This window comes from Streptomyces sp. NPDC041940 (assembly GCF_055589465.1).
The window spans coordinates 262,816-274,013 of record NZ_JBVJBP010000011.1 but is presented as its reverse complement, the minus strand read 5'-3'; the positions used below and the strand labels follow the sequence as shown (position 1 = coordinate 274,013).

Sequence of the window (11,198 nt, the reverse complement as noted above, 5' to 3'; positions counted from 1 at the left end):
CCCCCCCCCCCCCCCCCCCCCCCCCCCCCCCCCCCCCCCCCCCCCCCCCCCCCCCCCCCCCCCCCCCCCCCCCCCCCCCCCCCCCCCCCCCGCCGGATGCCGTCAGGGCCCGCCCGGCGACCAGGGCGCGAGCACGAGCATCGTGACGTCGTCCCGTATGTCCGGGCAGTGCCGGACGAGGTCGTCCCACACCCGCTCGGCGAGCGCCGCCGGCTCCTCCTCGGCGAAGCCCGGCAGCCGCTCGGCCAGCGGGTAGAAGACCCCGTCGGCGTCCCTGGCCTCGGTGACCCCGTCGGACGCGAGGAAGAGCCGGTCACCGGCGCGCAGCCGCACCGAGACGACCCGGGGCGACGTCGCCTCGGCGAGGCCGAGACCGAGCGGTGTGCACGGCTCGATGTCCAGCTCGACGGCACGCCCGTCGCGCAGCAGCAGCGGCCCGGACTGCCCGCAGGCCACGATCCGCACCACACGGGCGTCGGCGGAGAAGCCGAGCAGCACCGCCGTCGCGAACAACTCGGCGTGCGGCTCGCCCGCCGAGTCCGCCACCAGCCTCCGGTCGAGCCGGGCCGCCACCGCCTCCGGATCCGCCTGGTCCAGCACCGCCTCCCGGAACGCCCCCAGCAGCGACGCGACCGTGGCGACGGCCGACAGACCGTGTCCCTGGACATCGCCCATGACCGCCCGTACGCCGTAGGGGCCCGCCCGTACGTCGAAGAAGTCGCCCCCGACCAGCGTCCCGCTCTGCGCGGCCCGGTACAGCCCCGCGCACCGCACCGGCCCGACCCGTTCCCGCAGCGGCGGCACGACGGCCTGCTGCGCGGCCTCGGCGACAGCCCGTTCCGTGACCAGCTGGGCGTCCCGCCTGCTGCGGACGAACGACAGCAGCACACTCAGTACCGCCACGAAGCACACGGTCAGTAAATCGGTGCTGCCGGGGTCGTTCAGGCTGAACACCGGGATGGTCAGCACGACCACCACCAGCGCGCCCAGCACCGCCGTCGCCAACGGTCCGTGCGCGAGCACGGCCAATGGCGGGATGGCGCCCAGCAGGAAGCCGATGTCGAGCGGCTCCGGACTGATCAGCTCCGCCGCGCACACGCCCGCCAGTAGCGCCGACGGCAGCACCCGAGCCCAGCCCGGCGGGGGCGCGCCGCGCAGCCAGCCGCGCCGGTCCCGGTCCCGGCGCGGCAGCCGGCCACGCACACTGCTCACACCACCACGCTGCTACGCCCGCCCGGGCGCCGCACGCCGGGCTCAGTGGACGGCGAGGCCGCAGGACCACCTGAGCCGGGCCGGAAATTCGATGGACGCCGCGCCCGGCGGTCCCGTAGCGTCTGGCACGCCACGCCCCGAGGCCCGTGGAAGGAGGGCAGTGCCGTGCAGTTCACAACGTTCCAGCGCTCCCTGCCCGTCGTCCCCGGCGTGTCTCGACCGGCATGACGGGAGCGCTCTCCGCAGCATGTCTCCCGAAGGAATTCCATGACTGACGTTGTCATCCGCGCGCTCGACGCGAGCGACGCCGATCTCTTCGACACCCTGCCCGACCCGCTGGGCGCCCGCGAGGGCCACCAGCGGACCCTGCACCGCCCCGACTGGAAGCGAGTGGCCCTGCGCGACGGCGAGGTCGTCGCCCGCGGCGCCTGGTGGGGCGGCCCCGACGACACCGAACCCGTCAACGTCAACTGGTTCGACGTCGCGGAGGGCGAGGAGGAAGCAGGCGCCGCACTCCTGCGCTCCGCGCCCTGGCAGGTGGAACTCGAACTGAACCTGCCCCCCGGCTGGCGCGACACCCCGGCCCTGCGCACCGCCGCCGAGACCCGCTTCACCGCCGCGCGGAAGGCCGGCTACGACCTCCTGGTCGAACGCCTGCTGTACCGATGGACCCCCGGGCACGGCCTGCCCGAACGGCCCGGGCGCCTGGTGTTCCGGGCCGAACCGGACGACGCGGTGTTCTTCGACGCGCTGCGCCGTATCCACTCCGTCACCCTGGACGCCCACGCGCTGAAGGCCATCGAGGAGGGCGGACTCGACCGGGCGGCCCAGGAGGAACTCGACTTCTTCCACTGGTGCCCCTCGCCGCGCGAGTGGTGGCAGGTCGCGTACACACCGGAGGGCGAGCCGGCGGGCATCCACATCCCGGCCCACAACCCGTCGGGCCCGTGCGTCGGCTTCATCGGCGTCCTGCCGGACCAGCGAGGCCGCGGCTACGCCTACGACCTCCTGGTCGAGTGCACCCGCTTCCTCGTCGAACAGGGCGCGGAGTTCGTCGCCGCCGCCACGGACCAGGGCAACTTCCCCATGGCCGCGAACTTCGCCAAGGCCGGCTTCCCGGTGGTCAAGGAACGGCTCAACTTCCACCCGGTGTAGAGCAGGTGTGCGGCGGCGACGCGGACTGGCGCGCGCCGCCGTTCAGCAGGGCTTCGGCCGCCGTGAGGATCTCCGTGACACGGAGGCCGAACGCCGCGTCGCACGCGTGCGGACGGCCGGTACGGGCCGCGGTGAGCAGGGCGTCCGCGGCCCGCATCAGGGCGGGGACCGCTCCGTCGGAGCTCTCCGGCAGAACCGCGACCCCGGCCTCTCCCCGCACCTCCAGCGCGGCGCCGGCCGCGGCGGGGGGTGCCGTCAGGCTCAGGGTGAGCGTGCTCGACGCGCCACCGGAGTGGTCGAGGACGACATGCACCGTGTCCCCGGGACCGTACGCGGCCGCCGTCACACGCCGCACGTCACCGAGGACCGGCAGCAGCACGGACAGGGCGTGCGGCCCGACGTCCCACAGGGCGCCCTTCTCCCGCCGCCAGGGCGTCGCGAAGGGGCTCTCGCTGGTGAACACCGCCCCGAGCCACTGCGCCCACCCCGTGAACCAGCCCGGGACGCCCGCCTGCTCGGCGATCCACGCCTGCGGCTCGGGCTGGAAGCGGGTCGTGAAGAACACGACCGAGGCGACCCCCGCCTCCTCCACGGCCTCGACCACGGCCCGCCCCTGCTCCACCGTCGGCGCGAGAGGCTTGTCGAGCAGCAGATGGCACCCGGCCCGCGCCGCACGCGCGGCGAGTTCGGCCTGCACCTGGGGAGGCAGTGCCACGGCGACCGCGTCCACGTCGCCGAACAGTTGGTCGACGTCGTCGTACACTGGCACGCCGTGCCGCTCGGCCAGCTCCTTCGCGGCCTCGGGGCGGCGCCCCCACACCCCGGCGAAGTCCAGCTTCTCGTGCCGGCTCAGTGCGGGTGCGTGGGCCATCTGCGCCCACGGTCCGGTGCCCAGCAGTCCTATCCGCATACCGCCGCCTCTCCACGGTGCCTGAACGAAGAGAGTGCCACACGAAAGGGACGTGCGACCGGGGTGGCCGCACAACAAGAAAGGCAAGGAGCCGTCTCCTTGCCACTCTCAACTTATAGCGCACAGGGGGTCTTGCGGCAAGGCCCCCATGATGCCGCAAACTGTCCGGCCTAAGCCCAGGACCTGCGGAAACGGGAGCATCACGTGACCCCCCTGACCATGAGCGCGTTCGATCTTCCCGACCGGCTCTCCCACAAGTCCGACCCTGCGCTGATCGCCGGGGACGAGCGGCACTTCGCCGCCGTCGCCGCGTGCCTTGAGCAGTCGATCGCCGAACTGTCCGGCCGGCTGGCGGCCGAGCGCAGGGCACCCGGCGGCATGGGCCGGCAGGCGATGGACCGGGACGCGGAGATCCACCGGCTGACCACCCGTCTGCGCACACTGCGCCGCTTCGGACTGGACCTGTGCCTCGGGCACATGGTCGGCGCCGACGACTCCGAGCCCGTGTACGTGGGACGACTCGGTCTCACGGACGGCGAGGGGCGCCGGCTCCTGGTCGACTGGCGTTCCCCCGCCGCCGAGCCGTTCTTCGGCGCCACCCACGCCGACCCCATGGGCCTGGCGAGCCGCCGCAGATACCGCTGGACCGGCGGCCGGATCGGCGACTACTGGGACGAGGTGTTCACCGCGGACCGCATCTCCGGGCACGCCGCGCTCGACGACCAGTCCGCCTTCATCGCCAGCCTGGGCACCGACCGCTCGCCCCGGATGCGGGACGTGCTCGGCACCATCCAGGCCGACCAGGACGCCATCATCCGCGCGGGCTCCCGCGGTGCCCTCGTCGTCGACGGCGGCCCGGGCACCGGCAAGACCGTCGTCGCCCTGCACCGCTCCGCCTACCTCCTCTACTCCGACCCGCGCCTCGGGCGGCACCGCCGGGGCAGCGTGCTCTTCGTCGGCCCGCACCGGCCCTACCTGTCCTACGTCTCCGACGTCCTGCCCGGCCTCGGCGAGGAGGGCGTGCAGACCTGCGTCCTGCGGGATCTCGTCGACGAGGGAGCCACGGCCGGGACCGAGGCCGACCCGGACGTGGCCCGCCTGAAGTCGTCCGCGGACATGGTGCGGGCCATCGAGAAGGCCGTGGCGTTCTACGAGGAGCCGCCCACCGAGCCGATGACGGTCACGACCCACTGGTCCGACGTCCACCTCGGCGCCCGCGACTGGGCCGTGGCCTTCGCGGCGGCGGAACCCGGCACCCCGCACAACGAGGCCCGCGAGCAGGTCTGGGAGGAACTGCTCACGATCCTCCAGGACAAGCACGGCGGCGACATGCCGGCCGACCTGCTGCGCAAGTCACTGTCGCGGAACAGGGAACTGCTCACGGCCTTCAACCGCGCCTGGCCACTGCTCGAAGCGACCGACCTCGTGTCGGACCTGTGGTCGGTGCCTGCCTATCTGCGGATGTGCGCGCCCTGGCTCAGCAGGGACGAGGTCCGGGCACTGCAGCGCGCGGAGGCCCAGGCCTGGACCGTGTCCGACCTGCCGATCCTGGACGCCGCACGGCAGCGGCTCGGCGACCCGGAGGCGGCCCGGCGCAAGCGCCGGAACAAGGCCGTCCTCGCCGGCCAGCGCGAGCAGATGGCGCGGGTCGTCGACAACCTGATCGAGGCCACGGCCAACTCGGGCGCCGACGGTGACGAGGGCGAAGGCCTGGTGTCCATGCTGCGCGGCGAGGACGCCCAGGTCAGCCTGGTCAACGAGGCCGAACTGACCACCATCGAACCGGACGTGCTCACCGGCCCCTTCGCCCACATCGTCGTGGACGAGGCCCAGGAACTGACCGACGCGGAATGGCAGATGCTGCTCCTGCGCTGCCCGTCCCGGAGCTTCACCATCGTCGGGGACCGCGCCCAGGCCCGGCACGGCTTCACGGAGTCGTGGCGGGAACGGCTGGAGCGGGTCGGGTTCGACCGGCTCGACCTCGCCTCGCTGAGCATCAACTACCGCACGCCGGAGGAGATCATGACGGAGGCCGAACCGGTCATCCGCACCGTGCTCCCGGACGCCAACGTGCCGACCTCCATCCGCAGCGGCGGCGTCCCCGTCGTCCACGGAGCCACCGCGGAGCTGAGCTCGGTCCTCGACACCTGGCTGGCCGCCCATGCCGACGGGATCGCCTGTGTCATCGGCGATCCCGCGTTCCGGCCCACCTCGTCCCGCGTCCGTTCGCTGACCCCCGAACTGTCGAAGGGGCTGGAGTTCGACCTGGTCGTCCTCGTCGACCCGGAGGACTTCGGCACGGGCGTCGAAGGAGCGGTCGACCGCTATGTCGCGATGACCAGGGCCACCCGGCAGCTCGTCGTCCTCACGACCCCGCCAGCTCCTTCCGGATGCGGTTCAGCATGAACGCCGACGACTCCCGGGCCCGCTCCTCCCAGGCGAAGACACAGGCCGTGGCGACACCGTCGAAGCCCAGCTCGCGCAGGGTGCCGAAGAAGGTGTCCCAGTCGACCTCGCCCTGACCGATGTCGAGGTGCTGATGGATCCGGGCCGGTGTGCCCGGCGGGTTGAGGATGTAGCGCAGTCCGCCGCCCCCCTTGTGGTTGAAGGAGTCCGCGATGTGCACGTGCTGGAGCTTGTCCCCCGCGTAGCGCATCATCGCCGCGATGTCCGCCGTCGGGGAGGAGCCCGACAGATGGAAGGTGTGCGGGGCGCAGTACAGGTAGTTCACCCACGGCTTGTTGATCGCTCGGACGAGATCGACGGCCGGGGTGTTCTCCTCGCAGAAGTCGTCCGGGTGGGCTTCCAGGTTCAGAGCGATGCCTTCGCGCTCGAACACCGGCAGCAGTTCCTCCAGCGAGCGCCAGAAGGCCGCCTCGCTCTCGGCGGCGCGCTCGGGGCGGCCGTTGAACTCCGAGTTCATCAGCGGGCAGCCCAGGTCGGCGGTGATCTCGATCATCCGCTTCCAGTTGCGGACGGCGGCCTGCCGCTCGGTCTCGTCCGGCGAGGACCACTTGTACAGCGGGAGCACCGAGGACAGCTGGACACCGTGCGTGCGCAGCGCGTTCTTCAGTTCCGCCACCCGCGCGTCGTCCGCACGCGGGTGCAGGAAGAACGGCATGAACTCGTCGCGCGGCGACAACTCGATGTACTCGTAACCGAGTTCGGCGACCGTGCGCACCATCTCGTCGATCGGCAGGGCACGGAGCATGTACGGGTCGAGGGCGATCTTCACGCGGTGCCTCCGTAGAACGTGGGGCGGGGCTTGATGTCGACGGTGACGATCTCTCCGCCGCCGCTCTCCTGGGAGCGGACGGCGGCGTCGGAGATGACGGTGGCGGCGTAGCCGTCCCAGGCGGACGGCCCGGTGGGCTCGGTACCGGCCGCCACGGTGGCGACCCACTCGCGGAACTCGGTGTCGAAGGCCTCCGCGAACCGGTCCTTCCAGTCCTGCAGCACACCCGTGCCGTGCCGGGCGGCGGTGCGGATCCCGACGGCCGCCGGGTCGGGCAGCCGGACCAGGCCGTCCTCGCCCACGACCTCGCACTGGATGTCGTAGCCGTACTGGCAGTTGACGAAGACCTCCAGGTCGATACGGACGCCCTCGGAGGTCTCGAAGATCATGATCTGCGGGTCCTTGAGGTGCCCGAACCGCTTGCTGGTGGCGCGCGGGGTGACCACCTGGGCGGAGACGATCTCGTCGTCGAGCAGCCAGCGCAGCACGTCGATCTCGTGGACGGCCGTGTCCTGCGCGGCCATCGCGGAGTGGTACGACTCCGGGACGGTCGGGTTGCGGTGGGCGCAGTGCACGATCAGCGGGGCACCGAGTGAACCGGTCGACAGGACCTCCTTCATCTGGCGGTACCCGGCGTCGAAGCGGCGCATGAACCCGACCTGCACCAGCCGGCGGCCGTGCGCCCGTTCGGCCTCGACGATCCGCAGACAGTCCTCGGCGGTCGTCGCGAGGGGTTTCTCGCAGAACACCGGCTTGCCGGCCGCGATCGCGTTCAGGACGTGCTCGGCGTGGGTCGGCCCCCAGGAGGTGACGAGGACGGCGTCCACGTCGGGGGAGGCGACCAGCTCCGCGCCGGTGGGCAGCACGGTGGCGCCGATCCGGGCCGCCACCTCGGCGGCACGCTCGGTGTCGACATCGGCCACCGCCGCGACCCTCGCCCCGGTGACGACCTCGGTGAGCCGCCGGATGTGGTCCTGGCCGATCATTCCGGCGCCGATGACGCCTACACGTACGGTCATGGAGAACTCCTCGAAAGATGATCAGGAAAAGCGCGTCCGGAGCTCGGCCTCGAGCGACTCGAGGGTGCGGCCCTTGGTCTCGGGGACGTACAGCTTCACGAAGGTGAGGGACAGCAGGCCCGCCACCACGAACAGGAAGAAGGTGCTGGAGATCCCGATCCCGGAGACCAGGGACGGGAAGACGAGCCCGATCACGAAGTTGGTCAGCCACAGCACCACGGCCGCGACGCCCATGCCGAAGCCGCGCATCCGCATCGGGAAGATCTCCGACAGCATCAGCCAGGTCACCGGCGAGATCGCGCCCTGCTGGAAGGCGAGGAAGGTGACCGTCATCGCGAGCACCGCGAACGCCCGCGGATCACCGGACGGCAGCACCAGGGAGAACACGCCGATCAGCAACAGGGCCGCGGTCGTGCCGAGCTGGCCGGTCATCAGCATCGGCCGGCGGTTGACCCGTCCGAGCAGCCAGATGCCGACGAAGGTGGCCAGCACCGAGATCACACCGTTGGCGATGTTCGCCGTCAGCGCGCTGTCGGCGGTGAAACCGGCGTCGGTGAGGATCTGCGTGCCGTAGTACATGATCGTGTTGACGCCGGTGATCTGCTGCACGATCGCGATGCCGAACCCGACGAACATCAGCTTCCGCACCCACGGCGTGCTCTTGATGTCCTGCCAGCCGCCGAGCTTCTCCCGCTCGTCCTTGACGGCCAGCGCGGAGACCTCCTTCAGCTCGGCCTCGGCCCGGGCCGTCGACCGCACCTGCCTGAGGACTTCGAGGGCCTCGCCGAAGCGGCTCTGGGAGGCCAGCCAGCGCGGGCTCTCCGGCATCACCAGCATGCCGAACCAGAGCACCACCGCCGGCAGCGTGGCGATGACCAGCATCCAGCGCCACACACCGCCGGACTCGCCGCCCAGCCGCGCGATGATCGCGTTGGACGTGAAGGCCAGCAGCTGACCGGAGACGATCATCAGCTCGTTCCGGGTGACGAGAGCGCCGCGCCGCTCGGCGGGCGACACCTCCGCCAGATACACCGGTACGGTCACCGACGCGCCGCCGACCGCGAGACCGAGCACGAAGCGTGCCACGATCATCACCTCGGTCGTCGGGGCGAGCGTGCAGCCGAGCGCGCCGACGAAGAAGAGCACGGCCAGCAGCAGGATGTTGCGCCGCCTTCCGCGCGCGTCCGACAACCGGCCGCCGGTCACGGCGCCCAGCGCGGCACCCAGCAGCAGCGAGCTGGTGACCATGCCCTCGGTGACCGGGGTCAGACCGAGGTCCTCGGTCATATAGGGCAGGGCGCCGTTGATGACGCCCGTGTCGTAGCCGAAGAGCAGACCACCGAACGTGGCGATGATGGTGATCATCCGCAGCCGCCGGGAGACCGCCGGCGGGGTCTCGTCCGTGACTCCGGTGGCCGGGGCCGGGTCGGATGCCGGTGTCGTGCCGTCCTTGACGTCCATGGCCGCTCCTTACCTGTCGATGGCGGGGCGGCGGGTACCCGAAAGACCGCAGTCGGCCAGGTGCTCGCGGGTGCTGACCGCGATGGGCAGCGGCACCTCGGGAGCGCAGGGGTACAGGTCCTGCTCGACGATCACGAACAACTCGGCGTCGAGCCCGGCCAGTTCACCCACCACATCGGCCGGGTCGGGCACCCCGGCCGGCGGCGACACGCACACTCCGCGCCGCACGGCCTCACCGAAGGACAGGTCCTCGGCCGCCACCTGAGCCAGGATCTCCGGATCCATCTGCTTGATGTGCACATAGCCGACCCGCTCGCCGAACCGGCGGATCAGATCGAGGTTGTCCCCACCGCCGTACGCCACATGCCCCGTGTCCAGGCACAGGTTCGTGTAACGGCTGTCGGACTCGTTGAGCAGCCGCTCGATCTCCGGCTGCGTCTGGACGTGACTGTCGGCGTGCGGATGGAGGACCAGTCGTACGTCGTACTCCTCCAGCAGCAGCCTGCCCAGCCGGTCGGCGGCCCGGCCGAACCCGGCCCACTGCCCGGCGGTCAGTTCGGGCGACTCGGTGAACGCGCCCGTCTTCTCGTCCCGGTACATGGGCGGGATGAAGACGAGATGACGCGCCCCCGCGGCAGCGGTGAGCGCGGCGACCTGCCGGACATGGGCGAGCATCTCGTCCCACGCCTCGGGCCGGTGCAGCGCTCCGAACGCGGTACCGCCGGAGACCTTCAGGCCCCGGGCGTCCAGTTCGGCCCTCAGCCGCTGCGGATCGGTGGGCAGATAGCCGTACGGGCCGAGCTCCAGCCACTCGTAGCCCGCCCGGACCAGCTCGTCGAGGAAGCGGGTGTACGGCACCTGGTGCTCGTCCTCGGGGAACCACACCCCCCAGGAGTCGGGGGCGGAGCCGAGGCACAGGTTGCCGACGGTGGTACGGAGAGGGACGGGCGCCGTTGCCATGGTCAGTGTCCTTGAGGGAGAGGGGGAGGGTGCCTGAGCGATGTGACGCGCGCTACTAGCGCGCTCTAGTCGAGTACGATGACCCCTGTCCAAATGTCATGTCAATAGGTTGTTGCCGGATGATTGCGGGGCCCCATGGCCCGAGCCCCGTGCGGGACACCCCGTAAGGTGGGCGCCGTCGGAGGGTGGGTTCACAGGTGGATGCATCGGGCAGGCAGCGGCCCACGATGGCGGACGTCGCCGAGAAGGCGGGGGTCTCCCGCGCGCTCGTCTCGATCATCTTCCGCAATCAGGCGGGAGCCGGCCGGGAGACGCGGGAGCGGGTCCTGCGCGTGGCCGACGAGATCGGCTACCGGCCCGACAGCGCGGCCCGGTTGCTGGCCCGTGGCCGCAGTCGCACGCTCGGCGTGATGTTCGCCGTGCACCAGACCTTCCACACGGATCTCATCACCGGCATCTATCCCGAGGCCGAGCGGCTCGGGTACGACGTCCTGCTCTCCGGCTCCACCCACGGGCGCAGCGAGGAGAAGGCGGTCGAGGCGCTGCTCAGCCACCGCTGCGAGGCGGTGATCCTGCTCGGCCCGGACGCCCAGCCCGGCTACCTCGGCGAGCTCGGGCAGCGCACGGTCACGGTCTCGGTCAGCCGCCGCGTGCCCCAGGCCCATGTCGACTTCGTCCACTCCGCCGAGGGCAAGGGTGTCCGGCAGGCCATGGACCATCTCGTGGAGCTGGGGCACCGCCGGATCGTGCACATCGACGGCGGACGCGGTCCCGGTTCGGCCGAGCGGCGGCGTGCCTACCGTGCCGCGATGCGCCGCCACGGGCTGGAGGCCGAGGTCCGGGTCATTCCCGGCCGTCACACGGAGGAGTCCGGTGTCGAGACGGGCGGTCTGCTCCTGGCCGAGCGCGACAGCGGACGGCTGTTGCCGACGGCGGTGCTCGCCGGCAACGACCGCTGTGCGACGGGTCTGCTGATGTCCCTCACCCGGGCGGGCATCGAGGTCCCGCGCGACCTGTCCGTCGTCGGCTATGACGACAGCCATCTCTCCCACCTGATGCCGATCGGCCTGACCACGGTCCGTCAGGACGCGGTCCTGATGGCCGAGCACGCCGTCCGCTTCGCCGTCGAGCGGCTGGAGAACGGGGAACTGCAGCCGCGTGAAGCGGTGCTGGACCCGAAGCTGGTGGTACGGGGGACCAGCGGGCCGGCCCCGGCGGAGTAGGTGGTACGTCGCCGGGGCCGCCC

The 11,198-nt window shown here is 71.7% G+C and carries 9 protein-coding genes; 3 read left to right on the top strand and 6 right to left on the bottom strand.

All coding sequences use genetic code 11. The features are described from left to right. Positions 1 to 102: 102 nt before the first annotated feature. Positions 103 to 1,212, bottom strand: coding sequence for a PP2C family protein-serine/threonine phosphatase (locus tag ACZ6I3_RS20850; protein WP_469416360.1), 1,110 nt, complete (start codon positions 1,210 to 1,212; stop codon positions 103 to 105). 267 nt (positions 1,213 to 1,479) lie between these two features. Between ACZ6I3_RS20850 and ACZ6I3_RS20845 the strand changes: the two genes are divergently transcribed. Then, the gene (locus tag ACZ6I3_RS20845) at positions 1,480 to 2,367 is read left to right on the top strand and encodes a GNAT family N-acetyltransferase (protein WP_469416359.1); all 888 of its coding nucleotides are present in this window, start codon (positions 1,480 to 1,482) and stop codon (positions 2,365 to 2,367) included. On the opposite strand, the gene ACZ6I3_RS20840 is transcribed toward ACZ6I3_RS20845, so the two are convergent. Next, entirely contained in the window at positions 2,348 to 3,277 is a 930-nt protein-coding gene (locus ACZ6I3_RS20840; RefSeq protein WP_469416357.1) for a Gfo/Idh/MocA family protein, read from the bottom strand. The two genes, ACZ6I3_RS20845 and ACZ6I3_RS20840, sit on opposite strands and share 20 nt — an antisense overlap. Positions 3,278 to 3,481: 204 nt before the next feature. Between ACZ6I3_RS20840 and helR the strand changes: the two genes are divergently transcribed. After that, positions 3,482 to 5,683, top strand: coding sequence for an RNA polymerase recycling motor ATPase HelR (helR, locus tag ACZ6I3_RS20835; RefSeq protein WP_469416355.1), 2,202 nt, complete (start codon positions 3,482 to 3,484; stop codon positions 5,681 to 5,683). On the opposite strand, the gene ACZ6I3_RS20830 is transcribed toward helR, so the two are convergent. Genes ACZ6I3_RS20830 through ACZ6I3_RS20815 form a run of 4 tightly spaced genes read right to left on the bottom strand, consistent with a single transcriptional unit; the run spans position 5,643 to position 9,952 of the window. Further along, positions 5,643 to 6,512, bottom strand: coding sequence for a sugar phosphate isomerase/epimerase family protein (locus ACZ6I3_RS20830; protein WP_469416354.1), 870 nt, complete (start codon positions 6,510 to 6,512; stop codon positions 5,643 to 5,645). The genes helR and ACZ6I3_RS20830 overlap by 41 nt on opposite strands. After that, a complete protein-coding gene (locus ACZ6I3_RS20825; RefSeq protein WP_469416353.1) occupies positions 6,509 to 7,531 on the bottom strand; it encodes a Gfo/Idh/MocA family protein in 1,023 nt (340 codons plus the stop codon). Before ACZ6I3_RS20825 ends, ACZ6I3_RS20830 begins: the two co-directional genes overlap by 4 nt. 21 nt (positions 7,532 to 7,552) lie before the next feature. Next, positions 7,553 to 8,992, bottom strand: a complete 1,440-nt coding sequence (locus ACZ6I3_RS20820) for a sugar porter family MFS transporter (RefSeq protein WP_469416351.1) — start codon at positions 8,990 to 8,992, stop codon at positions 7,553 to 7,555. Positions 8,993 to 9,001: 9 nt separating this feature from the next. After that, complete coding sequence (locus ACZ6I3_RS20815) at positions 9,002 to 9,952, bottom strand: TIM barrel protein (RefSeq protein ID WP_469416349.1); 951 nt, start codon at positions 9,950 to 9,952, stop codon at positions 9,002 to 9,004. A 227-nt stretch (positions 9,953 to 10,179) separates the two neighbouring features. Here ACZ6I3_RS20815 and ACZ6I3_RS20810 point away from each other — a divergent pair, with 227 nt between their 5' ends. Continuing rightward, positions 10,180 to 11,175 carry a LacI family DNA-binding transcriptional regulator gene (locus ACZ6I3_RS20810; protein ID WP_469416374.1) on the top strand — a complete coding sequence of 332 codons (996 nt, stop codon included), beginning with the start codon at positions 10,180 to 10,182 and terminating at the stop codon, positions 11,173 to 11,175. Positions 11,176 to 11,198 lie beyond the last annotated feature (23 nt).